The organism is Synechococcus sp. PROS-U-1, from assembly GCF_014279755.1.
Taxonomy (GTDB): domain Bacteria; phylum Cyanobacteriota; class Cyanobacteriia; order PCC-6307; family Cyanobiaceae; genus Parasynechococcus.
This window is the reverse complement of sequence record NZ_CP047951.1, coordinates 76,913-102,123: the sequence shown is the minus strand read 5'-3', so window position 1 is coordinate 102,123 and position 25,211 is coordinate 76,913. Positions and strand designations below refer to the sequence as shown.

At 49.4% G+C, this 25,211-nt stretch carries 23 protein-coding genes; 8 read left to right on the top strand and 15 right to left on the bottom strand.

Going from position 1 to position 25,211, the window contains the following annotated elements:
• Positions 1–58: 58 nt before the first annotated feature.
• Positions 59–661: a class I SAM-dependent methyltransferase gene (locus SynPROSU1_RS00495; protein WP_186571074.1), complete on the top strand. Its 603-nt coding sequence runs from the start codon at positions 59–61 to the stop codon at positions 659–661.
• A 47-nt stretch (positions 662–708) separates the two neighbouring features.
• A complete protein-coding gene (locus tag SynPROSU1_RS00490; protein WP_186571073.1) occupies positions 709–1,827 on the top strand; it encodes a radical SAM protein in 1,119 nt (372 codons plus the stop codon).
• Positions 1,828–1,832: 5 nt separating this feature from the next.
• Here SynPROSU1_RS00490 and SynPROSU1_RS00485 read toward each other — a convergent pair whose 3' ends face one another.
• From SynPROSU1_RS00485 to SynPROSU1_RS00475, 3 genes are read right to left on the bottom strand one after another with little or no spacing between them, the layout of a single operon-like run.
• The gene (locus SynPROSU1_RS00485; protein ID WP_186571072.1) at positions 1,833–3,608 is read right to left on the bottom strand and encodes a thiamine pyrophosphate-binding protein; all 1,776 of its coding nucleotides are present in this window, start codon (positions 3,606–3,608) and stop codon (positions 1,833–1,835) included.
• Between the two features lie 13 nt (positions 3,609–3,621).
• Complete coding sequence (locus SynPROSU1_RS00480) at positions 3,622–4,797, bottom strand: pyridoxal phosphate-dependent aminotransferase (RefSeq protein WP_186571071.1); 1,176 nt, start codon at positions 4,795–4,797, stop codon at positions 3,622–3,624.
• A complete protein-coding gene (locus SynPROSU1_RS00475; protein ID WP_186571070.1) occupies positions 4,797–6,092 on the bottom strand; it encodes a radical SAM protein in 1,296 nt (431 codons plus the stop codon). Before SynPROSU1_RS00475 ends, SynPROSU1_RS00480 begins: the two co-directional genes overlap by 1 nt.
• Before the next feature lie 471 nt (positions 6,093–6,563).
• Here SynPROSU1_RS00475 and SynPROSU1_RS00470 point away from each other — a divergent pair, with 471 nt between their 5' ends.
• Positions 6,564–7,754 carry a hypothetical protein gene (locus SynPROSU1_RS00470; RefSeq protein ID WP_222929888.1) on the top strand — a complete coding sequence of 397 codons (1,191 nt, stop codon included), beginning with the start codon at positions 6,564–6,566 and terminating at the stop codon, positions 7,752–7,754.
• A gap of 25 nt (positions 7,755–7,779) precedes the next feature.
• On the opposite strand, the gene SynPROSU1_RS00465 is transcribed toward SynPROSU1_RS00470, so the two are convergent.
• The 5 genes from SynPROSU1_RS00465 to uvrB form a co-directional block, all read right to left on the bottom strand.
• On the bottom strand, positions 7,780–8,781 hold the full coding sequence (locus SynPROSU1_RS00465) for an NAD-dependent epimerase/dehydratase family protein (protein ID WP_255444714.1): 1,002 nt from the start codon (positions 8,779–8,781) through the stop codon (positions 7,780–7,782).
• A 50-nt stretch (positions 8,782–8,831) separates the two neighbouring features.
• On the bottom strand, positions 8,832–10,334 hold the full coding sequence (locus SynPROSU1_RS00460) for a PfkB family carbohydrate kinase (protein ID WP_186571068.1): 1,503 nt from the start codon (positions 10,332–10,334) through the stop codon (positions 8,832–8,834).
• A gap of 129 nt (positions 10,335–10,463) precedes the next feature.
• A complete protein-coding gene (locus SynPROSU1_RS00455; RefSeq protein WP_186571067.1) occupies positions 10,464–11,039 on the bottom strand; it encodes an SIS domain-containing protein in 576 nt (191 codons plus the stop codon).
• 4 nt (positions 11,040–11,043) lie between these two features.
• Positions 11,044–11,760, bottom strand: coding sequence for a nucleotidyltransferase family protein (locus tag SynPROSU1_RS00450; protein ID WP_186571066.1), 717 nt, complete (start codon positions 11,758–11,760; stop codon positions 11,044–11,046).
• Positions 11,761–11,765: 5 nt separating this feature from the next.
• Positions 11,766–13,799 carry an excinuclease ABC subunit UvrB gene (gene uvrB / locus SynPROSU1_RS00445; protein WP_186572155.1) on the bottom strand — a complete coding sequence of 678 codons (2,034 nt, stop codon included), beginning with the start codon at positions 13,797–13,799 and terminating at the stop codon, positions 11,766–11,768.
• Positions 13,800–13,851: 52 nt separating this feature from the next.
• Between uvrB and SynPROSU1_RS00440 the strand changes: the two genes are divergently transcribed.
• The 3 genes from SynPROSU1_RS00440 to mutS are packed head-to-tail and all read left to right on the top strand — an operon-like array spanning position 13,852 to position 18,011.
• The gene (locus SynPROSU1_RS00440) at positions 13,852–14,742 is read left to right on the top strand and encodes a glycosyltransferase (RefSeq protein WP_186571065.1); all 891 of its coding nucleotides are present in this window, start codon (positions 13,852–13,854) and stop codon (positions 14,740–14,742) included.
• Between the two features lie 55 nt (positions 14,743–14,797).
• Entirely contained in the window at positions 14,798–15,253 is a 456-nt protein-coding gene (locus tag SynPROSU1_RS00435; protein ID WP_186571064.1) for a GNAT family N-acetyltransferase, read from the top strand.
• Positions 15,254–15,305: 52 nt separating this feature from the next.
• Positions 15,306–18,011, top strand: coding sequence for a DNA mismatch repair protein MutS (gene mutS, locus SynPROSU1_RS00430; RefSeq protein WP_186571063.1), 2,706 nt, complete (start codon positions 15,306–15,308; stop codon positions 18,009–18,011).
• 12 nt (positions 18,012–18,023) lie between these two features.
• Here the strand turns inward: mutS and SynPROSU1_RS00425 are convergent, their stop codons facing one another.
• The gene (locus SynPROSU1_RS00425) at positions 18,024–18,803 is read right to left on the bottom strand and encodes a glycosyltransferase family 25 protein (RefSeq protein WP_186571062.1); all 780 of its coding nucleotides are present in this window, start codon (positions 18,801–18,803) and stop codon (positions 18,024–18,026) included.
• 2 nt (positions 18,804–18,805) lie between these two features.
• Positions 18,806–19,339: a hypothetical protein gene (locus SynPROSU1_RS00420; RefSeq protein ID WP_186571061.1), complete on the bottom strand. Its 534-nt coding sequence runs from the start codon at positions 19,337–19,339 to the stop codon at positions 18,806–18,808.
• 140 nt (positions 19,340–19,479) lie between these two features.
• Between SynPROSU1_RS00420 and SynPROSU1_RS00415 the strand changes: the two genes are divergently transcribed.
• Positions 19,480–20,976: a glycosyltransferase family 2 protein gene (locus SynPROSU1_RS00415; RefSeq protein WP_186571060.1), complete on the top strand. Its 1,497-nt coding sequence runs from the start codon at positions 19,480–19,482 to the stop codon at positions 20,974–20,976.
• On the opposite strand, the gene ribH is transcribed toward SynPROSU1_RS00415, so the two are convergent.
• From ribH to SynPROSU1_RS00400, 3 genes are all read right to left on the bottom strand, one after another.
• On the bottom strand, positions 20,973–21,449 hold the full coding sequence (ribH, locus tag SynPROSU1_RS00410; protein WP_186571059.1) for a 6,7-dimethyl-8-ribityllumazine synthase: 477 nt from the start codon (positions 21,447–21,449) through the stop codon (positions 20,973–20,975). The two genes, SynPROSU1_RS00415 and ribH, sit on opposite strands and share 4 nt — an antisense overlap.
• Positions 21,450–21,512: 63 nt before the next feature.
• Positions 21,513–21,701, bottom strand: a complete 189-nt coding sequence (gene psbZ, locus SynPROSU1_RS00405; protein WP_006850156.1) for a photosystem II reaction center protein PsbZ — start codon at positions 21,699–21,701, stop codon at positions 21,513–21,515.
• Positions 21,702–21,812: 111 nt separating this feature from the next.
• Positions 21,813–22,571: a DUF561 domain-containing protein gene (locus SynPROSU1_RS00400; RefSeq protein WP_186571058.1), complete on the bottom strand. Its 759-nt coding sequence runs from the start codon at positions 22,569–22,571 to the stop codon at positions 21,813–21,815.
• A gap of 35 nt (positions 22,572–22,606) precedes the next feature.
• Here SynPROSU1_RS00400 and tilS point away from each other — a divergent pair, with 35 nt between their 5' ends.
• Complete coding sequence (gene tilS, locus SynPROSU1_RS00395) at positions 22,607–23,614, top strand: tRNA lysidine(34) synthetase TilS (protein ID WP_255444713.1); 1,008 nt, start codon at positions 22,607–22,609, stop codon at positions 23,612–23,614.
• A gap of 98 nt (positions 23,615–23,712) precedes the next feature.
• Here tilS and SynPROSU1_RS00390 read toward each other — a convergent pair whose 3' ends face one another.
• Positions 23,713–24,474: a sulfotransferase domain-containing protein gene (locus SynPROSU1_RS00390; RefSeq protein WP_186571057.1), complete on the bottom strand. Its 762-nt coding sequence runs from the start codon at positions 24,472–24,474 to the stop codon at positions 23,713–23,715.
• A gap of 54 nt (positions 24,475–24,528) precedes the next feature.
• A complete protein-coding gene (locus tag SynPROSU1_RS00385; RefSeq protein WP_186572153.1) occupies positions 24,529–25,203 on the bottom strand; it encodes a precorrin-8X methylmutase in 675 nt (224 codons plus the stop codon).
• Positions 25,204–25,211: the final 8 nt, after the last annotated feature.

Below are 25,211 nucleotides of genomic sequence, written 5' to 3'. Positions count from 1 at the left end.
AATTAGATTATTGGTTATTGAGTAAGGAATGGTAAGATAGTAATAGATATATGCATCCATGGAAGCTCTAAGTCAGCTGCGCAAATCCTGCTCGTGGCCGTCAATCTACTACGATTGCGTTGATCGTCTAATTAAACTTACTAATGCACAAGTAGTACTTGAAATCGGTGTTGCATATGGATTGCATGCTGAACACCTATTAGAAAGGTTTCCAGCACTGATTTATTATGGAATTGATCCATTTAAGGCCGGCTATGATCCTAATGATGGCTTCGTCAGAGATGTACACATGGCATATAAGGATATCAATGAGCAAATATCAATGGACAATCTATACAAAGATGTAACTAAAAGTATTAATCAAAACTATCCAATTCGTTCATGTATTACGAGAGCGACTCTTAGCGAATGCAGCAATCTTTTTCCAAAAGAATTTTTTGACTTTATATTTATAGATGGTGACCACCGATATGAAGCAGTAAAAAAAGACTTAAATAATTCACTTGCTTTAGTCAAGAAAAATGGAGTACTCGCTGGTGACGACTATGACTGGCAAGATGTGGCAAAGGCTGTCGATATATTCGCATCAGAGCATGATCTGAAAATAGACTTTATTAATGGTGAAAATGGACATAAAATATGGTACTCGAAGCTAAATTGACATCTAAGTCCATTCGACCATTCATGCTATAATAAAAAAAAATTTCCATGGACAAGTTCAGGATAGATTCTCATAAATACTTATTTCATCCGGATCACTCAAGTAATGTTCTAAATCATTATAAAGATCCTGAAAATAAGTTATTCAGAGAGAAATTCAAATCGCAACTTCCTTTATATATAGAAATTTCACCTGTTGGTGCTTGTAACCATCGATGTACATTTTGTGCAGTTGATTATATTGGATATAAGTCAACTTTCATGAATACAAATAAACTGAAAGAAAGCTTGAGAAGCATGAGAAGCCAAGGAGTAAAAAGCATTATGTATGCAGGCGAGGGCGAACCACTACTACACCCGGATATCTCTGAAATAGTAAATTTTACAAAAGAAAAATCAAACATAGACGTATCATTTACAACAAATGCATATAAATTGAATGATGAGTTTATAAAGAGGTCACTCCACAACATCTCATGGATTAAAATTTCATTTAACGGTGGGGATGAGGATACATATTCATCTATTCATAGAACAAATAAAAAAGACTTCCATGTTGTAAGCAACAATATAGAAAAGGCGGTTAAATTTAGAAATGACAATAATCTGAGCTGCTCAATAGGGCTTCAAACATTACTTTTGCCTGACAATAAGGAAAGCATGGAGGAGCTTTGTCGACATTCCCGGTCGTTAGGGGCGGACTATTTAGTAATCAAACCTTACTCTCAACACAAATTTTCTAACACTCAAAAATACTCAGATATTGACTATCGTGACTATCTTCATTTACAAGAGAAATTAGAGGCATTTAATACTGATGAATTTAAAGTCATATTTAGAATTAACACAATTAATAATTGGCTTTCTCAGAATAATGAGCGTTACTGTAAGTGCATCTCTACTCCTTCGGTATGGGCATATATAATGGCAGATGGTGATATTTATACTTGTAGTGCGTATTTACTGGACGAACGATTTAAGCTAGGGAATATAAATGAAGAAAGCTTTTTTAAAATTTGGGCGTCTGAAAAAAGAATGAAGCATAAAGAGTTCATTTTTAACAAGCTTGACATAAATGAATGTAGAGTAAATTGTAGAATGGATCAAGTCAATCGTTATTTAGACCAAGTATACAATGAGAATGTTCCTCATATTAATTTTATCTAGAAGGCTTATTTAGAAATAAATTGCTCATAAAGTTCATCATTTGATAGCAATGGATGCATATTTTCTAGTTTATTTCCATACAATAGTTTTGGCTCTATTTGAGGACCTGATTGCATATGTACATTTACAAGGCCAGGTTGAACATCTTTGAAAATTTCACTAAAAGCAGAAGTTAAATCTAATCTGCTAAACACATTTATGTTAGAAATGCTATATGAATTTGCAAGAAAGGCAGGATCTGGATCTGGTAATTTACCAAGAAGCGGACATGAAGCATGATGCCTACCATCTAGCCAACTATCTTGAGTGCCCTGGATGATGCCATGAGAATGATTATTAAGAACAAAAATCTTTATATTCAATTGATTTTTGCTAACTGTAGCAAGCTCTTGAATATTTATTTGGAGTCCACCATCTCCACTGATACATATAACACGTGAATTGGGAGAGGCAAGAGCTGCTCCAATTGACGCAGGAAGAGAATACCCCATGGGAGAATGATTAAACGCTGAAATGAGATTCTTAAACTTATGGGGCAATTGAAGTGATTGCATAGTCCAAATAAGATTACTACCGCAATCGGTTATGATGATATCTTGTGGTGTGAGTTCTTCTAGCAGGAGATCAAAAAACTCATAAGGATTGACTAACTCAGATTGTTGCTTTTGTTTGGAGTTAAATACAGGGTATCTGCTATCCCAGTCTTGGCATTGTTTAAACCAATTTCGCCAAGAAAGAATTGAAGCACTAGATTTGTTTGGTTGAAGTGCGATAAAATGATCGATAAAATATTCACAATCAGCAACAAAAGTGATGTCTGTTCTAAAGCCTATTTTTGAATATTTAGCTATTTCTCCAGAGTCAATATCAACAACGATACGACGAGATAATGGTGAGAAGTCTGCTGGATTATTGCCTATCTCATGAGTGTCAAATCTTGTGCCCATAGCGAGTATTAAGTCACTTTTTTGGATAACGAAATTACCACCGCGCCTAGAGGTAACACCAAAGCCTCCAACAAAAAAGTCATCAACAACGCTTAGAAGATCAAATGCTCCCCAGGTTAACAATACAGGAATACCAAGATTGGAAACAAAGTCTTTAAGCTTGGTTTTATCCACATTTAGTGCACCGGCACCCAAAACAAGAACGGGACGAGCAGAATTGGATATAAGATTGTGTGCTTGAGCGACTTTATTTGAATCGATAGATCCAGCAGATTTTGCTGGTTCAGAGCACTTAAATTTGGTAGGCATAGGAACAAACTCGGAATACAAAACATCTTCTGTGATATCGAGTAATACAGGGCCTTTGCGGCCAGTTGTAGCTATGTCAACAGCCTTAAGTAGTTCATATTCAAGCATTTCAGGTTTATTAACTTGTGTACAGTATTTTGTGACTGATTTAAAAATGGAGACAACATCTGTCTCTTGAAATCCATACTGGCGTGTCTTTAGATCTCTTTTTAATTTACTAGAATGTACTTGACCTGTAATATGTACCACTGGTATAGAGTCATAATAAGAACAACAAAGACCAGTCAACAAGTTAGTAGCACCCGGACCACTTGTCGTTGCCGCGACGCCCAGATTTCCTGTCACTCTCGCGTAAGCATCAGCAGCCATCGCACAGCTCTGCTCGTGCAACATAGGAAGATAATCAATTCCTTCAGCTTTTGATAGTGAGTCGATAAAATGGATAATACAACCACCAGTCAATACAAAAGCTTGATTAACTCCAATTTTTGAAAAATATTGCGCAATAAAATCAGAACCTTTCATTCAGAAAAAAGCATCATCCAAATTTAGCATATAAAAGCTCTAAAGCAACTTTTATATCTTCTGTGGGGCAGCAAAATGAAAAACGAATATGATTTTTTCCAGAAGGGCCAAAGAAGCTGCCAGGTGTCACTGCTATTCGACATTCATCCAATAGGATATTTGCTAGATCTATATCACTATATCCAGTAGCTGTGATATCAGGGAAAATATAGAACGCACCCTGGGGTTTGTAGACTTTGAAACTGTTTAAATTTGAAAGACCAGACCAAAGGAGATCACGTCTCTGTTCATAAGAAGTGAGCATTAGTTTCCATACATGACTTTGCACAGATAATGCTTCACAGGCAGCATCTTGAATAAAGGGAGGCACACAAGATAAAGAAGTCTCCAAAAGTAAACGCATTTTCTCAATTACAAAGGTAGGTGCAGTTACTACTCCTATTCTCCATCCAGTCATTGCGAAGGCCTTGCTAAATCCATTAATCAAAATAACGCGCTCCTTACATTGATCAATAGTTGAAGCGGAGAAATGGGCCTTTGAATTAGAAAAAATTAAACGAGCATATATCTCATCACTAACAAGCCATATGTTAAAATCCTTGCAAAGATTATATAGATATACAACCTGATCTTCTGAAGAGACAGAACCAGTAGGATTAGAAGGCGAATTAAGTATAATCGCCTTTGTTTTAGTTGTCACAAGAGGTTCAATATCTGTGTGATTTATTTCAAAGTTATTGACTTGACGAAGGGGATAGTAGACTGGTTTCAGATTTAAGAACTGACAAACAGACTTATAGGATACAAAACCAGGATCAGGGATAAGAACTTCATCTCCTGGGTTACAAATACAGGCCAAGGATAAAAAGATTTGATAGTTAGCACCGGGAGTAACTAGTAATTGGTCTGGGTCTGGCTGAAAACCACGAGATTTAAGGGTAACTTCTCTCGCACGATTAATAAGGTTATAATTACCTGATGATGACTCGTAGTGTGTTCGCCCTGATCTCAATGAACTAATTGCGGCATTTACGATTTCATCAGGTGTATCGTAATCAGGGTCACCAATTTCAAAATGCAAAATCTTTTCACCAGACAATTCAATATCTTTGCATTTAGAAAGAATCTGGAACATCTGTTGCCCTTCAAGATGACGGCATGCATCAGAAAGGGGTGGACGATTTTCCATTATATGAAATTCAGATGTGGTAAATTTGTCGATTTAGGCTTTGTGTAAACTGCATCCTTCTCAATAATATTATACAAAACCTCATTCACCTTGTCTTGCAAACAAAGAGTCGCGCACATCTTTTTTGCATCAAACTGCTCAGATCGCAAAAAAGCAATGACTTCATCATACTTATCAGAGCTCCAAATATCAAAAAAGGAAGTATCTTTTATATCCCCAATATGATAGTTATCATAGTCCTTATGAAAAAAGGAACCGCATGGAGCCACAATTCCTGTACCTGACATCTGAAGCAACAAAGGTGTTCCATAACATCTAGAGTAAATACGATCTCTTCCAGTTTTAATTTTTGACCACTTAGCTTGAGAAGAATATTGGTCGGTTGAGAATTGCTCAGCGACTGATAACAACTCGGTTGCCGCCTCAGATTGATACCAATTGTAATCAACTCCTAACCTACCTTGTTCATCATCACTGCAATGCTTAATTACAAGATAGTCAATGCCAAGGTCTCGAGCCATTGAAGCTAATGGAAGAACCTGATCGGCATACTCAGGCATAAGAACCATCTGATATCCGATAGTTATTGGCAAATTTAATTGCTTTTTAAGAGAAACTAATTCAATAGTAGTTTGTAAAACTGATTCAAGAGACCTAGATGAGGCCCCCATTATTTGACAGTAAGCCTCTTCATGAGCGGCATTGAAATTAATCCGCAGATAAGTTAGCTTTTCGGCAATTGTTCTTAAATTACAATCTCGAAGCTTCAATCCATTTGTCCCGGATGCAATATTAATTCCATTATTAAAGGCGTGATCTATAAACTTCTCGAAATGTGGTGATTCAGTACTTTCACCATCTGAGACTAGCGAGATTGCCTTAACACCTTGACCAGGCTTATGGCCAATCTTGACGCAGTCATTAAGGAATGACTTATAAACATTCCAATCTGCTGGCGAAGATGGATTTTGCTGCAAACCTGCGTAACAGAATGTGCAGGCATAACTACACTTTTGAGTTAAAGCCATATCTATAGTGATGGGTGCAATTTTTTCACCATCAAGGAAGGCTTTTAGGCGATCTTCGTGTAAAAGAACTTTTGTGGTATCTAGATTAATGCTTGACCTTGGATTGATATAGTGAGTATTAAATTGGGAGTCCTTTAAATAAGCTAACTGACTGTGAATAATAGTATTTACTTGTTCTCTGGACCTACCTAGGAAGTCAGTTCCAAATTTTTCTGTAAAAGCCAAGAGAGCTTTTGTTGTAGAGCTTTGATAATCCTTAGTTGACATGACTATTTGAGAAGTGAAGAAAGTGAATCAACCTTTTGCAAAAAAAGACTTTTGTCAAAAGACTTGTTTTTAGATATCTGGATCAATTCATCAACTATTGGCTCCATTTTAGCCCAAGAATCACTACTAAAATGTTTAGAGAGATCAATTTTGTTTATGCTTGCCCGCCTAAATGTACGTATAGCTAATGAAATAGTCCGAGGATCCTCTTGTCTGGTTAGTCTTTGATATAAACTCAGAGTAGCACTTAGCTCATTTAATTCCATGCCCTAATGCTAGTAGATTTAGGTTATTATACACGATTACAGTGAAACTCGGATGATGATCATCTTACTCAAGCAAAAGACTACAGTTGACTCCCTGCAAATACTATAGATGAATAGACATTAACATTTGCAAGATATGGCTTTACAAGAGGTTTATTGTCATGATTGATTGATAATATATTGTCTAGACTCACTATTTTATCAAATGATTAGATTAGTGGTCAGTAAGTACAAAGATTCATTACTGAAGAATGGTTTTAGCGAAAGATTTATAAGCAAAGTTTTTTCAAAATCGATTCTTTGTAGTCAAGGGGGCTTCCCACTTAAAAAAATAAGCAACTGTGATCAGTATACATTTAATGGAAATTTTCGTCACTTTGGTCATATTGCATTTCTCTTGAATTACGCCAGGCTTAAAGAAAAAAATCAGCACGAATTAATATTAACACAAGAAGAATATAATTTCTGCAAAAATTATATTCATGATGTGTTGCCATTAAATATCGAGCTACATATAAGAGAGAATGCTTGCCAAACTTCATTACACAGGTCATCTCCGGATGTTTTAAACCATATCGATGAGAACGTATTAAATCACTTTTATAAACGTCAAAGTCAAATGTATTGCCCGCCAAACGGCTATGTGCACAATTATATTAACAATCAATATAAATATAAGATCAATGAGGATCCTATGCCTTACTGCAAGGAGCTTCATGCGAAATACGGAAAAAATTATGTTGTACTACACTTAAGAAAAGCAAGGCAAGATAATCATAATAGGAATTTTGGCGATGAATCTGTTGTTCAACCTGCTATTGATTATTTAAACAAACTAGGTATTAATGTTATTCAGATAGGAAAGTCAGACAATAAACTGACTGGTTCAAACTTAATAGTAAACGACGCATTTTCTTCTTTATATGATGCATCTATTATGAAAAATTGCCTAGCTTATATTGGCTCTTCTTCAGGACCATCTTGTTGGGCAGAGTACCTTAAGAAACCGGCCTTAATACTAGATATGTCAGTTCCTCTTACCTTGCTTAGTGTACATGTTAGCTCAAATTGCTATATCTTACCGAAGATTTTACCGGACAATTCAATTGGTTCTTTATTTAATAATTTAACTGACTTGCAAGAAACAGGTTTATTGTGGTGGACTAAACGTAACGCAAATCTCAATACAAGAGATTTACCCACTGACTTATATACTTGTAGTCACACAAGATGTAATAGGTCTGAAGTAATTCACAATGCCATAAAATATTTTGTTGATACGGTCTTACTAGGTCATCAGAAAAAAAATGATAAGCATATATCTGTGAATTATTTCTTGGAGATAACAGGTCTTGATTCATCTGCAGTAATGCTAAATCCAAACAATCTCCAATAAATACTATTAGTCAAAATAGTGTTCATTATGAAAGTCTATCGAACCACTCTTGCGTTGCTTTATTGATAGATTCAGGAGTCCACACTGGTGCTTCTGCCCAATACTCTATATTAGCTAAAACTTTATCAACGCCTGTCTCAAAATTGACGACTGGTTTATAGCCCAAAATCTCTCTAGCTTTTGTTATATCAGCATGGGTTTTCTCCGGCTCGCCAGGCCTCTTAGATATATTTACAACATCACCACCTAGCAACTGTACGAGCTTATTAATTGAGTGTGGTTTGCCACTGCCGATATTAAATATTTCACCACTAATATTAGATTCAGCTGCAAGTAGCATCCCTCGACACACGTCAGAAACATAAGTGAAATCACGCATTTGTGTACCATCCCCAACTACAGTAAATGGTTTGCTTGCTAACTTTTGAGCCAGAAATACTCCAAAGACAGCACCATATGTACCAGAAGTTCTTGAGCGTGTCCCGTAAACATTGAAAAATCGTGTACTCACAGCAGATAGTCCATAGACCTTAGTCCAATGCAGCACTAATTCTTCTCCTAACCACTTCGTCATTGCATAAGGGTATTCAGGTGATATCGGATGACTTTCATTAGTAGGGAAATATTTAGCGATGCCATAGCAGGAAGATGAAGCAGCATATACAAATTTTTTAATGTTCCTAGCATTTATTGTGCCAAGGATATTCGCAGTGGCTGTAACATTTGACTGAAAATAAGAAATTGGATTTTCTATACTGGGAACTATGTCGGCAAGACTCGCTAAATGAAAAATATAGTCAGCAGTACGAATATGCTCAATCCAGGTAGAATTCATTATAGATAAGTCTGCTTCAATAAAATTTATCAAATTCAATGCATGCTCTATATTTTTTAGCCTACCGGTAGACAAATTATCAATCACTGTTACAGAGTAATTATTCTCAAGGAGCAAATCAACCAAATGACTACCTATAAAACCTGCACCACCGGTGACGACAGCTTTCATAAAAATAACAAAATAATTCAAGGCTATTATACATGATTATAATTTATTTTAAACATTGCCATCAATTGATCTTACCAGTCAAAGTACTCATCAAATTTTTGAATTAGCTGACGAGCATCAATTGCAGTATTGCCGACAGATTCAACAGCAATAGCCGCAATGCAAGACGAAAGAGCTGCTGTAGCCATTAAACCCTGACCGGACGATAATCCAATTGACATACAAGATAAAACAGAATCTCCTGCACCAGTTACATCAAGTGGATTTACAGAGAGGGCAGGAAACGGTTGGCTATACACTGAACCATCTTGTTTTCGTTCATATGCGATAAATCCACTAGAAGACATTTTAACCAATAGATAATGACACATCGATTCTTTAATCAAACGTTGGCTTAAAACCTCTATACCACTTTCTTTGTCTTGGTAAGACAACCGAAGTTCTCGTTCATTCGGAGATAACAATGCAAAGTCTTTAAACCTTCTTATTGATCCTACCTGGCTACTACATTGAACATCTCCAAATAATGGAATATTGTAGGCCTCTGAAAGTTTAGTAACTGCCCTCAATATTTTTGGTGTAATGACACCATAGACAAAATCGCTTATAATAATTCCATCGGTATTGGGAGCCAGACGAGTTAGTTTATCAATAACTATGTTTTCCATTTCAAGTGATAATGCATGATCCTCAAGGCGACTTACCCTAAAGAGCTTCTGATTTTCCACCATATACCTTTTCTTGAAGGTTGTAGGCCTGTCTGGATCGATAATCAGTGAACTTTGAATATCTTGCTTTTGTAATTGGTTTGAAACTAAGTTGGCTTCATCATCTTGACCTAAGACAGATACCAAATGACATTGCGCTCCAAGTGCTCTCACATGTGCCGCCACAATGGCGGCAGCGCCAATAAAAGTCTTTTGGGCAAGCTCCTTGACCACAATCACTGGAGCTTCGGCACTCATACCAAGTGCTTCACATGCAGCATATTGATCAACTACGGTATCTCCAAGTACTACAAGCCTTGTATTTTTCCAAGAATCAATAGAATTAATGATATCTTTCTTTGAAAGATTTTGCCTTTTACAAGTAGCAATAAACTCAGCTTTTCGTTTACTTTTGAGATCACTTTCTGAAGAATCTAGTAGTTCCACTGTTGCATAAGAAACCTCTCCTGCATGAAACTGAACCTTTCCGCCTTGTTTTTGTAGAGTTCTTAGTGGATTTTTCAACCAACTGGCTTTCTGAAATTCAGTCCCTAAAATTAACTCTCTTGGCCGCAAACTTAGAATTGCTTCCTCTAGGTTCTCCTTGTCTAACAAAAAAATTCCATCAGCTATACCCAGCAGTTTCAAAGACTCTGCACGCTCAGCCTGAGTAAACGGATATCTTTGTTCATCACCTGGTTTCCCATCACCAGCAAGAGCAACTACAAGAGGGATCGAAATTTGTTTTGCATGTTTTAAATAACGTATATGACCTGGATGAATCGTGCTGAAGTGTCCATAAACTAAGATACAGCCATGTAAGGCTACTAAACTTTTGCTTTTACTAGTGAGAAGTATATTATCCATTGGACTAAAAGTAATTGAATTTTAATGCTCTAAAATAGCACAGAGCAATATCTCCCTATCCAATAAATTTACTTTATGCTTTCAAATGTTATTTATATTGTGTCAAAGAATTGAGCATGAATCAGACGATTAAATTTTATTAAGGTACTTCATGCATAAATGCCCAACAATTAATTGTACATCTTCGGCAATTTGCATATCGTCAACAGCAAAATGAATAGTATGGTTTGCAATGGATTTACATATGCCTCCATCATAGCCAAGAATAGCAAATGTTTTGATTCCAATCTTGTTCGCTGTATGAATTGCAGTAATAATATTTTTTGAATTACCACTGCCGGACAGTGCAATTAATACGTCGTTTTTCGAGCCTTTTACCTCGAGTTGCTTCGAAAATATATTTTCATAACCTGTATCATTTGCTAAGCAGGTCAAAATTCCAGAATTAGCAGTTAACGATTCAACTTTTAATCCAAATTTTTTTTCAATTGAACCATAGTTAGCGACACCATATAATAAATCATTGGCTATGTGAATAGCATTAGCAGCACTTCCACCATTCCCGCAAAGGAACACATTTTGATTATTGGACCATGCACCTGCTAACGAAGAACATAAGAAATAAATGCTATCGAGAATTTGCTCATTAAAAGAATTATTCAGTGCATTTAAATATTCAGAGGAGAAATTACGGAAATCATTCATAGCATCAAGATCCCCAGAGTTTTTGAGCAAACTTCAACGATTCTACTGTACCTATATCGACATAAACATGATTTGGAGGATACAAATATGTCTTTACTCTACCTTTTAATATAGGAATTACCTCAGTGCTGAAATCTTTAGGACGTGGATCCATGCTCTCTATCAATTCTAGTAAAGAATAATTAAAAACATAGATAGCAGCATTGGCCAAGTTTCCAGGAGGATTTTCTATTTTTTCATGAAAACCTATCATGATGTTATCTTTATCAAGTTCTACGATGCCACAATTATTTGGATTACTTGTTTCAAAAATGAGCATAGACATCAGAACATTAGGATCAGCAGATTCGTGCGTATTTAGCAATGGATTTAAAGGTAGCATCATTACATTATCGCTATGAATTAATAAACCAGTTGAACCTTCAAAAAAAGTTTTATTTTCTAGAAGTGTTCCTGCTGTTCCCAGCAAATTATCCTCGTAAGCAGTCAAAATATTCATGCGAAAACTACAGCTTTTGAGAAAGTCTTCAACCTGACTTGAGAGATAATGTGTATTTATTAATACTGATTCACAGCCCAATGATTCTAATTTATTTAACCAATGCCATAAAAGTGGCTTGCCAGCAATTGGGACAAGGCATTTCGGTAATGAGTATGTTATTGGCCTTAATCTTGTGCCGTAACCGGCAGCGAGAAGGAGGGCTCTAATAGGCTTTACCATAATTTCTAATGCAAAAGTTTTTGTCTGAATTTTTTTATTCGGTCTCTTAAATTAGCAGCTTCCTCGAAGTCAAGCTTCTTGGCCGCTTCCTTCATCTTGACCTCCAGCTGATCGATCAATTCTGGCAGAGCCTCAAGCGCCAAGCCGGCATCTGAATCGTTTTCCAGGGCTTGGGCTGCTTTGCCCACCACCTCCACCAGATCGGCACCGGGCCCGTCCTGCTTCAACTTTCGGCTCAGCTCCAGGAAGCTGAGGATTGAATTGCTGGCCTTTTTGCCCGCAGCGGTGGGCACCACGCCGTGTTTCTCGTTGTGGGACTGCTGGATCGCCCGGCGTCGTTCGGTTTCAGAGATGGCTTTCGCCATCGACTCGGTCATGTTGTCGGCATAGAGCAACGCCACCCCCTCCACGTGCCGAGCCGCGCGGCCGATGGTCTGGATTAAGGAGCGCTCAGCCCGTAGAAAACCCTCTTTATCGGCATCGAGGATCGCCACCAGGCTCACCTCCGGCAGGTCCAGGCCCTCCCGCAGGAGGTTTACCCCCACCAGCACGTCGTATTCCCCGAGGCGCAGGTCCTGGATGATCTCGATCCGCTCAATCGAATGGATCTCCGAGTGCAGATAGCGCACCCGCACCTCGTTCTCCGCCAGGTAGTCGGTGAGGTCTTCTGCCATCCGTTTGGTCAAGGTCGTGACCAGCACCCGCTGGTTCTTAGCCGCCCGATCGCGGATCTCGCCGAGTAGGTCGTCCACCTGACCCGTGGTGGGTCGCACCTCCACCACAGGATCGAGCACTCCCGTAGGGCGGATCACCTGCTCGGCCACCTCACCACCGCTCACCTCCATCTCCCAGTTGCCCGGGGTGGCTGAAACAAACACCGTCTGACGCGCTTTCTCCCAGAACTCTTCCCCCTTCAGCGGGCGGTTGTCCGCCGCGCTGGGCAGACGGAAACCATGCTCAATCAGCACCTTCTTGCGGGCCTGGTCGCCGTTGTACATCGCCTGCAGCTGTGAGCAGGTGACGTGGCTCTCGTCCACGATCAGCAGCCAGTCGTCTGGGAAATAATCGATCAGGCACTCCGGCGGGGTGCCCTCTTCGCGACCGGCCAAATGGCGTGCGTAATTCTCAACGCCGTTGCAGTAGCCCACCTGCCCCAGCATCTCCAGGTCGTACTTGGTGCGCTGCTCCAGCCGCTGGGCCTCCAGCAACTTGCCTTCGCCATTGAGCACATCCAACCTCTCGCGAAGCTCCGAGCGGATGGCACTGATGGCTGTGTCCAGCCGATCTTTGGGCGTCACGAAGTGCTTGGCCGGGTAGATGTTCACCGCATCCAGGCTCTGCAGGATCTCGCCGGTGGTGGGATCGACGTAGCGGATCGCCTCCACCTCATCGCCGAACAGCTCGATCCGCACCAGCCGGTCTTCATAGGCGGGGCCGATCTCGAGCACATCCCCCTTCATCCGAAACCGGCCGCGGGCGATTTCGGTGTCGTTGCGGCTGTACTGGTTGTTCACTAGTTCCCGCAGCTGGCTGCGGATGTTGAGGGTCTCCCCCACCTCAAACTTCACCGCCGCCTTGAGGTATTCACTCGGAATACCCAAGCCGTAGATGCAGCTGATCGAGGCCACCACGATCACATCGCGCCGCTCAAACAGCGAACGCGTTGCTGAGTGGCGCAGCATGTCGATTTCTTCGTTGATCGATGCCGTCTTGGCGATGTAGGTGTCGCTGACGGGAACGTAGGCCTCCGGTTGGTAGTAGTCGTAATAGGAGATGAAGTATTCGACGGCGTTCTCGGGGAAGAACTCCCTCAGCTCGTTGCAGAGCTGCGCTGCCAGGGTCTTGTTGTGGGCCAGCACCAGCGCCGGCCGGCCGGTCTGGGCGATCACGTTGGCCATCGTGAACGTCTTGCCCGTTCCCGTGGCCCCCAGCAGGGTCTGATAGCGCTCGCCGCTGTTCACCCCGTGTACTAACTGCTTGATCGCCGTGGGCTGATCGCCCTTGGGGCTGTAGGGCGCCGTGAGGTCGTAGGCGGGCATGGGTTGCAAGGCCAAACGACGAAGCGCAATTATCGCTGGGACGACCAATGCCATGCGACCGCCAACCCTGCTGATCCATTACGGGACCTATCAACCGCTCTGGCAGCAGCCCGGTTTAATCCAGGTGGGGCCGCAGATTGCCGATGGACCAGACAGCTTGAGCCTGACGGAACTGTCAGTGGCTGGGCTGCGCAACGCTCTGCGGCAGAGGGGCTGGGCTTCAAAAGGGGTGCTGCTCCAGTACACCGATCCGTTTCTGATACGCGCTGCCCCCATGCAGGGCATTCGCCAATGGCCCGGACCGCGCCTCCTCGCCTGCGGCGACCTCCATCACGGACCCGATCCAATAGGCACCCTGCAGCAGTACTGCACCGCAGAGCCGCACGATGCCGTGCTGCTGACCTTTAATCCCGCACTGCTGCAGGACGTGCAACGGCGGCTGCCAATGCCCGTGCGCTGCTTTGCCCCCACCTTCTTTCGCTACCCAGCCGCCGCACCCAGCCCCGCTCCACACCTGGAATTGCTGCACGTGGGCAGCCTTGGCCCACATCACCCCAGCCGGCGTGAGCTCGTGGAAGCCTTAGTCAGGCGAAAACAGATCCCGTTCCGTCACGCCACCACCTCAAGCGCTGACGAAGCGGCCAGGCTCTACGCCCAACACGCCTTGGTGCTGAATGTGCCCTTAAACCAGGACCTCAACCATCGCCTGTTCGAGGTGATGGCGGCCGGAGTCCCCCAGATGATCTTTGGTGATCGCAGCCTGCTGGGAGACAACAGCCCACTGGCCAACCGCCCCGATCTGTTTTGGGCCAGCTCCATCGACAAACTCGAGACACTGGTGCAAAGGCTGTTCGCTGACCCCAGCAAGCTGAAAAGCATTCCCGTGGCACCTCCGCCCTACTGGGATCTCAAAGCACTTCTGAAAGCAGCCCTTGTTCCTTGATCCGCGGCTTCACTGCAACCGGTGAGCAAGATGAAGTGCTGCGGCTCCCCGACCTGTGACCCCGATCCGGCTGGTTCACCATGCCCCCGGTGCCCCTGGCCTGCGCTGGCTTGGCCTCGGGCCTGATCTGCGCCCCAGCCGGGCGCTGATCAAGCTGCAACGGCTGTTCGATCGCCATGCCTTCTGGGCCCGCGGCCGCAGCTTTTGCCAGCTGCGGCGTTTATTGGCCGGTAGCGATGCCGTGGTGAGCCTCTGGCGTGGCAAGCGGCTGGTGGGCTTCGGGCGGGCCACCTCCGATGGCTTCAGCCGCGCCGTGCTGTGGGACATCGTGGTGGCCGGCGATCTGCAGGGCCATGGCCTGGGCCGACGAGTGATTGAAGAACTCCTCCACACCCCGCCGGTGGTGGGCGTAGAGCGGGTATATCTGATGACTACAAAAAGTGCCGGCTTTTACCGGCAACTGGGCTTCCAGGATGCGAACCCGCAACAACTGATGGTGCTGCGGCGCTGAGGCATCTCAATCCTGTTAGGCCCGGTACGATCCGGATCCGTCAGATCAGCCGATGCCCCGGTCCGCGTCCCAGCCCCCTGACGACGCCCTGCAGGGAAATCTGTTCGGCGCACCCGAGCCAGCGACGCCGGCTGCACCCGCCAACGAACCCGCCGCGGCCAGTCACGATCTCAGTGACGACGAACTTGGGGCCGATGCCGCGGCCCGGCCCCGCCAGCGCCAGGCCGCGTCAAGCGAGAGCAGCGGCAAATCCCCAGCCACAACCGATTCCGAGCCCAGCAGCGATGAGCCGGCCTGGGCCCACCACAGCCAACTGGATCCGCTGCAGCTGACGCCGATGCTGCGCCACTACGTGGAGCTCAAAGCGGCCCATCCCGAGCGGGTGCTGCTCTACCGCCTGGGCGACTTCTTTGAGTGCTTCTTCGAAGACGCCATCGAACTCTCCCGGGTGCTGGAACTCACCCTCACCGGCAAGGAGGGCGGCAAAGCGATTGGCCGGGTGCCGATGGCGGGCATCCCCCACCACGCCGCCGAGCGCTACTGCGCCGAACTGGTCAAGCAGGGCTACAGCGTGGCCCTCTGCGACCAACTCGAAACCACCCCCACCAAGGGCGCCCTGCTCAAGCGGGACATCACCCGGGTGCTGACCCCCGGCACCGTGCTGGAGGAGGGCATGCTCAGCGCCCGCCGTAACAACTGGCTGGCGGCGGTGGTGGTGGAGCCGGCCCAGGGCAAGCAACCGCTGCGCTGGGGCCTGGCCAGCGCTGATGTGAGCACCGGCGAGGTGCAGGTGATGCAGCGGGAGGAGAGCAGCGCCCTGCACCAGCAATTGGCCCAGCAGGAGGCTTCCGAACTGCTCTGGGCCGCCGGCCACGACGCCGAGCGGCCGGCCTGGTGCCCGGAACGGCTGCGGCTCACGCCAATGGCCAGCACCCCCTTCAGCCCGGCGGAAGCGGAGCGCACCCTGCAGCAGCACTACCGCCTCAGCAGCCTCGATGGCCTGGGCCTGCCGGAGCATCCCCTGGCCCTGCAGGCCCTCGGCGGCCTGCTGCGCTACCTGCAGGAGACCCAGCCCCTGGAGGACGACAGCCGCATTCCCCTGGAGGTGCCGGCGATCGTGCACCGCGGCGATGCCCTGGTGCTGGATGCCCAGACCCGCCGCAACCTCGAACTCACCGCCACCCAACGCGACAACCAGCTGCAGGGGTCGTTGCTCTGGGCCATCGATCGCACCCTCACCGCCATGGGCGGCCGTTGCCTGCGCCGCTGGCTGGAAGCGCCCTTGATGGACCGCCAGGCCATTCAGCAGCGCCAGGATCTGGTGAGCAGCCTGGTGGGTGAACGCAGCCTGCGGCTGGCGATCCGTCAGCTGCTGCGCCCCATGGGAGACCTGGAACGGCTGGCCGGCCGGGCCGGAGCGGGCCACGCCGGCGCCCGCGATCTGGTGGCCATCGCCGATGGCCTGGAACGGTTGCCCCAGCTCACGGCTCGGCTGGAGTCTGCTCTCAGCACAGGACCGGAGTGGTTGCAGCAGCTGCTGACCCCCGATCCGGCCCTGGCCGAACTGGCCCAGACCATTCGCCACAACCTGGTGGAAGCCCCACCGCTCTCCCTCTCCGAGGGCGATCTGATCCATGACGGCGTCGACCCGCTGCTGGATGGGCTGCGCAACCAGCTCGACGACCAGGATGCCTGGCTCAGCCACCAGGAGCAGCAGGAGCGCCAACGCAGTGGCATCAGCACCCTGAAGTTGCAGCACCACCGCACCTTCGGGTACTTCCTGGCGGTGAGCAAAGCCAAGGCCACCTCGGTTCCGGAGCACTGGATCCGGCGCCAGACCCTGGCCAACGAGGAACGCTTCATTACCCCGGACCTCAAGGAGCGAGAAGGCCGGATCTTCCAGCTGCGGGCCCGAACCTGTCAGAGGGAGTACGAGCTGTTCTGCCAATTGCGCGAACAGGTGGGAGCCATGGCCGCCCCGATCCGCCAGGCGGCCCGCGCCGTTGCTGCCCTCGATGCCCTCACTGGCCTGGCCGATGTGGCCGCCAGCGGTGGCTACTGCGCCCCGACCATCACCGACGGCCGGGAGTTGCAGCTGGAGGCCAGCCGCCATCCAGTAGTGGAGCAACGGCTGGTGGAGACCGCCTTCACTCCCAATGATGTGCAACTGGGCGATGGCACCGACCTGGTGGTGCTCACGGGCCCCAACGCCAGTGGCAAGAGCTGCTATCTGCGCCAGATCGGCCTGATCCAATTGATGGCCCAGATCGGCAGCTGGGTGCCGGCCCGCTCCGCCAGCGTCGGCATCGCCGATCGAATCTTCACCCGAGTGGGTGCCGTGGATGATCTGGCCGCCGGCCAGTCCACCTTCATGGTGGAGATGGCCGAAACCGCCAACATCCTGCACCACGCCAGCGATAGTTCCCTTGTGCTGCTGGATGAAATCGGACGCGGTACAGCGACCTTCGATGGCCTCTCGATCGCCTGGGCCGTGAGCGAGCACCTGGCAGGCGACCTGGGCAGCCGCACCGTGTTCGCCACCCACTATCACGAGCTCAACAACCTGGCCTCGGAACGCAACAACGTGGCCAACTTCCAGGTGCTGGTGGAGGAAACCGGTGAGGATCTGGTCTTCCTCCACCAGGTGCAGGCCGGCGGCGCCAGCCGCAGCTACGGCATCGAAGCGGCACGCCTGGCCGGCGTTCCCAAGCCTGTCGTGCAACGGGCCCGACAGGTGCTGGATCAGCTGGCGGCCTAGGGCTGCATCGGTTCAGTTTTCGGCCCCGAAAGAACCAGGTGCCGTCAGCGACGTCTGCTGGTTGTTCTCCGCCAAAACCAAAGGCGAAACAACCACAAAAGCCTGCAGATCGCAATAGAGGCGATTCATCTGAGCGTCCAAGGTCATCGATGGAACCTCGGGGATGCCTCGTCCCACCACCAACGGTTCAGCCTCAAAAGATGGCAAACCATGGAGCAATTTCTGCGCACCGCGGGGGGTCACCACATAACCCGGCAAACCCAGGGCTTTATGCAAACGAACAACCTGCCGGGGAAGGTGTTGATCCAAAACCGACCTGATCTGCGGCAGCGAGGGAAACGCTGGTTCAAACAAACTGATGCACCCGACACCTGAAAAGATTTCTGCGCGAAGCACAGAATCAAAGTTCCAACCCAACAACAGGAAATCAGTGCCTGCTGGTGCCTGATCAAGGGCTTGAGAACACCGCTGTTGCCAATCCGATGCCACCAAGACGTCTTCTTCCAGCACGCAGATCGGGCGATTGAGTTCAAGACAGCGGCGCCACATCAGGCAATGACTCAGACCAGAACCGATTGCACCCTTGCTCCAGCCGCTCTGCCGGGCCAAGGCCGCACGCCGGCTTTTGGAGATCACGCCCCACTGCTCAACGCCATCAACCCCATCGACAAACGCGTACTCAAGACCCGTGTCCGCATTGCGCCGGACAAAGGCATCACGGCGTTCCGTAGAGCGGCGCAGGGAAATCACCTGTGCTGGCAGTTCAAAGGCCTGAAAGAGAGCAGCCGCCATCACTAAGGCCGCTCCGTTTGCTGCAGCAACGTCAACACATAGCCCGCCCGCTGCTGATGCCCATAGGCCTCTGCCTCCTGCGGGATCGGATCAGGATGTGCGTTGCTCCACCCCAGGGTCGGCACCCCACGCAGATTGCCCTGCAGATGCTGCAGCACGTGAATGAATTCATGGCTGATCAGCAGGCAACGCACAACGGGGCTCATCGGCCGCTGCTTGATCATGATCGTGCCCAACCGCCCGGGTTCGGCGCGATAGCTGGCGTCTTTCCCCGGCAGTTCCGGTTCCCCCCTGCGCACCGCGATGCCCAAGCGCCGCCCTTCCTTCAAGAGCGCATCCCCGAGAGCAGGATCCTGCTGACAGGTGGGATAGGTCCCCGGAGGCGCCTGGGTGTAGTCAGGGCCAGCATCTTGAGCTGTGTTCAATGACGCTGGCGGCGGCGAAGCAGAACGGTCCGACACCGCCAGGCGCCAGCTGCCGATCACCAGAACACTCAGCGGGAACGCCAACGGCAGCAGACAACCTTTCCAGCCCATCGGAGTCGTTGCAGTGCTTGGAATCCTGACGGATCTCAGGCGATGTCCCGAAGTCGGAGCAATGTCAAAACACGACCTGAGCCCTGGCTTGGCCTTTCCATCACAGCGGGGCTTTAATTGACTCTCTTTTCGGGTGCTGCGTGAAGGCAGAACAGGACCTCACCGCACAAATCGATGCCGCCGTTGCGAGCTACAGCCGCAACCCGAGGCGATTGCGACGCCTCACCCGTCAATTGCGCCATCCAGAGACGCGCAAACCTTGCCGGAAGTGCGCCAAGCAGCTGCTCAAGCACGAGCCTGATTCGATTGAGGCCATCGCCTCGCTGATCTTCTGCTATGCCGGCGGAGGAGCCAGAACACAACTCCGCACCGCACTGGATCGCGCTCATCAGCGTTCACAGGGTGATCCCAAGCTGCTGGACAAAATCCTCACCAAGGTGCGCAGCAACCTGGATGCCGAAGAATGCAGCGCCCTGGATGAGCTTCTGCAGAACTACAACAACGAAGCCGCGGAGATTGCCAGGCGCCAACCGATCAATCTGGAAGCACAGAAGCGGCTCTTGGAGCGCACCGATGTCGACGCCAACAGCTGTGATGTGATCGCCATTGCTGCCAACGAAGGGCCCTACATCGCGGAATTCATCCACCATTACCTCTATCAAGGATTCAGCAATCTGTTCATCGGACTGAACAACGACAGCTCAGGCCACACCGGCCCGATCATTGCGGCCATTGCCCAGCACTACCCCCAGGTGCACCTGATCAACACCGATCTAGAGCACCAACTCGGACGGCAACGCGCCTCCTACTGCAAGCTCTACGACACCGCTTCCACCATCACCAAGGCCTCCCATTGCATGGTGGTTGATGTGGATGAATCCTGGGTCGGTTACCCCTTCAGCACCAAGATCAACACATTCCTGGCGGCCCATCCCAAAGCGGATGTGATCTCCTCCAACTGGCTCCACTGCCATGGCGCCAACCTGTTTGACAACCCGCTGGATCTCTCGAACACCCGTCTCAGGCTCACCGACCAGTTCAAAAGTGTTTTTCGCTACGGCGTCGCGGTGACCGACCTGGGATGTCATGTGCCTAGCGTTCAGGCGGAACCCGAGGTCCGCCACACAACCAGCGACCGGCAAATGGTCAAAAGCAAGCCGGTGAACGGGCTGCGGCGGTTGAGCAAGGGGGGCCTACAGGCCTCCATTCAGAAAGAAAACACAGGCTGGGTGATCCACCGCCACACCCGATCGGAACTGGAGTATGCCGGGAAAGTGCTGTACCCCTATGCGAACAAGCAAAAGCAGTTCAAACCCAACCGCAAGGGTTATCTGCTGCCGAAGGAAAGCGTGGAATCACGCCAGTTGGCGAGCAACCTGCTCGGCCCAAGCCATCAACCGCCGCAGGCTTACCGCGATTCCCTCGAAGCCTTCATTGATCGCTGCAGCATTCGCGAGCTGATTGCAGCCGCGAGGGCCGAGATCGGTGAAGAGCCGATCAACACGCGGATCAAGGCGATGCACCCCGATGAAATCAGCAGAAACCGCAGCATCTGGTCACGCACCTTTCGGGGAACACGGTTCCTGAAACTGCTCGAGAAGCGCAGTCGCAAGAGCAGCCTTGAAAACGACGCTTAAGGCAGCGCCTTCATCAAGCTGCCCATCTCCAGCGCTTCAAGCCCATAGCTCCAGCCCAGATTGCTCTTGATGCCAGCCCGCTCCAACGCCTGCTGCATCGTGTCGGTGGTCAACACACCGAAGATCACCGGTACGGCTGTGTCGCGGGCCACAGCGGCAATGCCCTTGCTGGCCTCCGCCACCACCACATCGAAGTGGGGGGTGTCCCCACGGATCACCGCCCCAAGGGTGATCAACACCTGATACTGGCCGGAACGGGCCATCTGCTGGGCCACGAGCGGCAATTCAAACGACCCCGGCACCCAGGCCACATCGAGCTGCGGGCTGGTCTCCGATACATCCACGCCGTGCCTCTTGAGGCAGTCGAGACAACCACTCAGCAGCTTGGCGGTGACCAGATCATTGAAGCGAGCCACGATGACACCGACGCGCAGCCCAGCTGCGTCAGAAAAACGTCCTTCGAACGTGGCCATGGCAAAGGTGCCGACTGAATCTCAGCCATCGTGGCACCCTCCGGTTTCAGCTGAGCGCCGAAATCAGACCACGAAGAAGCTCACACCCCAGTTGAGCAGCACCAGGGCCACCCAAACGGCGCTACCCAACAAGATGAGGCGGTTGGAACGGCCGCTGTCCTCGCTTGAGGCATAGAGCACCGGCACCGCCACGATCAAAGCGAAGGACGCCACCACCAGGGCCAGAACGGTCAGTGTGTTGATGAACTGCATGAATCTGGACGTCAGGGGTCGATTGTCACATGGGAGCCCAGGCTCCCGAGAGCAAGCAGAGCACTCTTCACACCATGAAGGGGAAGAGTGCTCTGCTTAGCCCTGCTGAGATCAGACGCGGGAGGTGACAGCAGCACCCAAGGCATCGCGCAGACCCCGCACCACGGCCACCATGGCCAGCTCATCCTGCAGACGGTTCACCACTGAACCGACACCCACACCGGCCGCACCGGCGGCAACGGCCATCGGCAGCGTCACCGCCGAGAGACCGGAGGCGCAGAGCACGGGCACATCAACAGCACGGCTGATGCTGTGGGCCGCCGCCAACGTGGGGGCAGCCTTCTCGATCAAGCCCAGGTGGCCAGCACTGAAGGGCTTGGCACTGGTGCCTCCCTCAGTCTGGATCAGATCAGCCCCGGCCGCCACCAGATCGATGGCCAACTGCTCCTGCTGATCCATCGGCAGCACGTGGGGCACCGTGACGCTCAACGCCACCTCAGGCAGCAATTGGCGGGTGCGACGGGTGAGCTCCAACACTTCGGCGGCATCAAAAATTCGGCCTTGGGGATAAAAGGCGTCGTAGTTGCCGATCTCCACCATCAACGCGCCGGCTGCCACAGCGGCCGGAAACTGATCAGGCTCCACCGACGACACGCACACCGGCACGCCGCCAGAAGCCTCGATCGCCAGGCGCACCAGGGCGGGATCGCAGGCCACATCGATCAGATCGGCACCCCCACGCCCCGCTGCACGGGCGACCCGCTCGACACTGGCGGCATCGAAGTTCATCAAGCCAGCGATCACCTTGAGTGCAGAGCGCTGCTCGAGGCTGCGCTGCAGAGAAGCGGGCAGCTGCTGAAGACGGGTCATGGGGGACTAGACAGCAATCCCCTGATTCTCACACCGTGGGGGCGGATTCACGACGCGCTGTGAACTGGAGCACCTGGCACCACCGCATGCATCAACGGATCCTGCGCGATCCCGAGCTGCTCCCCCGCGGGAGCCGACTGATGCTTGCCGTCTCGGGCGGCCAGGACTCTATGGCCATGCTTGGCCTGCTAATGGAGCTTCAACGTCTGCATGGCTGGTCTCTGGAGATCTGGCATGGGGATCACGGCTGGCATCAAGACTCAAGTCGCTTCGCCAAGGAGCTCCAGAGCTGGTGCCTCACGACGGGCTTGCCATGGCATTGCGATCAAGCAAGACCCAACGCCATCACCACGGAAGCCGCTGCACGGCAATGGAGGTATGAACAACTGGCACGACATGCACACGAGCAGAACTGCGATGTGGTCACGGCCCACACCGCAAGCGATCGAGCCGAAACGCAATTGCTTCAGTTGGCACGCGGCACAGATCTTTCTGGCCTTGGAAGCCTGCGTTCGATCAGGTTGCTGCGGGAGGATGACAAACAAGAGGCCAAATTACGTAGGCCTCTGCTGGGCTTTACCCGCAGCGAGACAGCACAGATTTGCACTGAATTGAATCTCCCTGTTTGGAACGATCCAAGCAATCAAGACATGCGTTACGCCAGGAATCGCATTCGGCATCGCATCATGCCGATATTGGAGCAGTTGTATCCAGGCTGCAGCCTGCGCATGGCCAACCTTGGAGAACGAATCTCACAAATCCACGACACGCAGACAGAACTGAGCCGGCTTGCACTCCACCACCTAAGCAAAGCAAAAGGATTGGACAGAACTGCCTGGAAGCAACTCGAAGTCACGACACGTGAGCTGCTGCTGCACCAATGGATGCAAGAGAACGGAGCTCCAGCGATGAAAGCCGAACAACTCAACAAACTCGGACACAACCTGATCCATGCACACCCACAGACCAGCCTGCAACTAGCTGAGGGCTGGATCATCCAAATTGAGCGCGAGACCTTTGCTCTTCTTCGCAAGAAAAATTAAACGCCAAAAAAAGACAAATAATGTTCAGAAAGTAGCCAAATCTGGCTGCACAATCGCCTTCAACAAAACAAAAGAAAACCAGATATCAATCTTTATGATCACACCTGCATGTACCCACCGGGCTTGACCTGATGGATTGCATCCTGAATCTGCTGCTCTGTGCTTGAAACATCTAAAAATTCAGCCATTTCTCGAACAAAATCATCCGTGTTCATAATGGCTTTCTCATAACTACAGAGAAACGATGGGCAGCTAGCCTGCTGAATTGTTCGCATATTCTTGAGCTGAATCTCAAGATGTTGTGTAATGATTCTCGAAGGGATGTCAGCGCAATTACTTTCAGGCACAAAATCTGCCTTGGAAAGTGATTTTTTATGAATCTTCTGCGCACGCTTCATGTTGCGAATCCCGGAAGAAATAGGGTCGCGCATGACGCAAATTAAATGAGGATTGCGCAATTTTTTGAGCAATGGAATGAGATAGATCGCAGCTCTGGGATACTTCCACCCCCAAACGTCGAGGTCTTGATTGCGTTGGTCAATAACCTTTGATAGCTGCTCAATCAAGGCTGGACGACTTTTCTTGAGATCTTTCGAAAGAAAGTCGAAATTGAAATCAGTATCTTCGTAATTTGCCGGCAAATCAGAACCAAGATTGACACCTAGGCTCTCCACAACACGAGCAACCATTGTGGTTCCACCACGCGGAACCCCAAAAACGATAAACGTCTTAAAGCTATTGACATCCTCAGACTTAGGTCCGGCAAGACCCTTCTGGCCTTGATTCTGGAAATAAATAGATACGCCCGATGACTTTAAATTAATCATGCCTAACGCATCATGCATATGTTGATCATACAACAAGCCATCTGACTGACACGAATATTGCCAAAATTCAAATCACTTCCATTCAAACTACGGAACATTTTTTAGGCCACGCGCTTTACGGGTTGTTGAAACGCAAGCATCTGTTGACGCCCGGAGCAAAGCATTGACGGTCGCTGCTGCCAGTCCCGCCCCTCCTCGACTGCCCTCCAGACGAATTTGCTGTAATCGACTCTCTTGCAAAGCGCGCTTTGATTCGGCGACCCCGACAAATCCAACCGGCATCCCAATCACCAAGGATGGCGCACGAGCGCCCTTCTCCACCAGCCTGAGCAAGACGTCCAAGGCGGTTGGCGCGCTGCCAATCAACACAACAGGTGGGGGGTCTTGCGTCGATAGATCCCTCCAAGCCTTCTCCATCCCAGCCGCCGTTCGCGTCGACCCCTCGGGGGCAACGTCGGGGGCCCACTCCAGCACGGTGTGCACCGCAGACCCAAGGGTGCGCCGAGCCATCGGCACCACCGCTGCTGCTGCCATGGCGGTGTCGGTGAGGATGGATGCTCCCTGCTGCAGCGCCGTCATCCCCCTCGTGCAGGCGGCTTCGCTGCAATGCAGCAGCGGCCCCAGGGAGAGGTCACCACTGCTGTGCACCAAGCGTTCCAGCACCTGCTGCTCCAGCGGTGGCAAGCCTGTGTCCCCAAGAGCGATCCGAATGCGCCGGATGCTTTCGGTAAAGATCGGATGGTCTTGGGTCATCCACGCCATCATCAGCC

Excerpts from the sequence above, each read along its gene's own strand:
- SynPROSU1_RS00495 (WP_186571074.1), top strand. The coding sequence starts at position 59 with ATGGAAGCTCTAAGTCAGCTGCGCAAATCCTGCTCGTGGCCGTCAATC.
- SynPROSU1_RS00490 (WP_186571073.1), top strand. The coding sequence starts at position 709 with ATGGACAAGTTCAGGATAGATTCTCATAAATACTTATTTCATCCGGAT.
- SynPROSU1_RS00485 (WP_186571072.1), bottom strand. The coding sequence starts at position 3,608 with ATGAAAGGTTCTGATTTTATTGCGCAATATTTTTCAAAAATTGGAGTT.
- SynPROSU1_RS00480 (WP_186571071.1), bottom strand. The coding sequence starts at position 4,797 with ATGGAAAATCGTCCACCCCTTTCTGATGCATGCCGTCATCTTGAAGGG.
- SynPROSU1_RS00475 (WP_186571070.1), bottom strand. The coding sequence starts at position 6,092 with ATGTCAACTAAGGATTATCAAAGCTCTACAACAAAAGCTCTCTTGGCT.
- SynPROSU1_RS00470 (WP_222929888.1), top strand. The coding sequence starts at position 6,564 with ATGATTAGATTAGTGGTCAGTAAGTACAAAGATTCATTACTGAAGAAT.
- SynPROSU1_RS00460 (WP_186571068.1), bottom strand. The coding sequence starts at position 10,334 with ATGGATAATATACTTCTCACTAGTAAAAGCAAAAGTTTAGTAGCCTTA.
- SynPROSU1_RS00455 (WP_186571067.1), bottom strand. The coding sequence starts at position 11,039 with ATGAATGATTTCCGTAATTTCTCCTCTGAATATTTAAATGCACTGAAT.
- SynPROSU1_RS00450 (WP_186571066.1), bottom strand. The coding sequence starts at position 11,760 with ATGGTAAAGCCTATTAGAGCCCTCCTTCTCGCTGCCGGTTACGGCACA.
- uvrB (WP_186572155.1), bottom strand. The coding sequence starts at position 13,799 with ATGCCCGCCTACGACCTCACGGCGCCCTACAGCCCCAAGGGCGATCAG.
- SynPROSU1_RS00440 (WP_186571065.1), top strand. The coding sequence starts at position 13,852 with ATGCGACCGCCAACCCTGCTGATCCATTACGGGACCTATCAACCGCTC.
- mutS (WP_186571063.1), top strand. The coding sequence starts at position 15,306 with ATGCCCCGGTCCGCGTCCCAGCCCCCTGACGACGCCCTGCAGGGAAAT.
- SynPROSU1_RS00425 (WP_186571062.1), bottom strand. The coding sequence starts at position 18,803 with ATGGCGGCTGCTCTCTTTCAGGCCTTTGAACTGCCAGCACAGGTGATT.
- SynPROSU1_RS00420 (WP_186571061.1), bottom strand. The coding sequence starts at position 19,339 with ATGGGCTGGAAAGGTTGTCTGCTGCCGTTGGCGTTCCCGCTGAGTGTT.
- ribH (WP_186571059.1), bottom strand. The coding sequence starts at position 21,449 with ATGGCCACGTTCGAAGGACGTTTTTCTGACGCAGCTGGGCTGCGCGTC.
- psbZ (WP_006850156.1), bottom strand. The coding sequence starts at position 21,701 with ATGCAGTTCATCAACACACTGACCGTTCTGGCCCTGGTGGTGGCGTCC.
- SynPROSU1_RS00400 (WP_186571058.1), bottom strand. The coding sequence starts at position 22,571 with ATGACCCGTCTTCAGCAGCTGCCCGCTTCTCTGCAGCGCAGCCTCGAG.
- SynPROSU1_RS00385 (WP_186572153.1), bottom strand. The coding sequence starts at position 25,203 with ATGGCGTGGATGACCCAAGACCATCCGATCTTTACCGAAAGCATCCGG.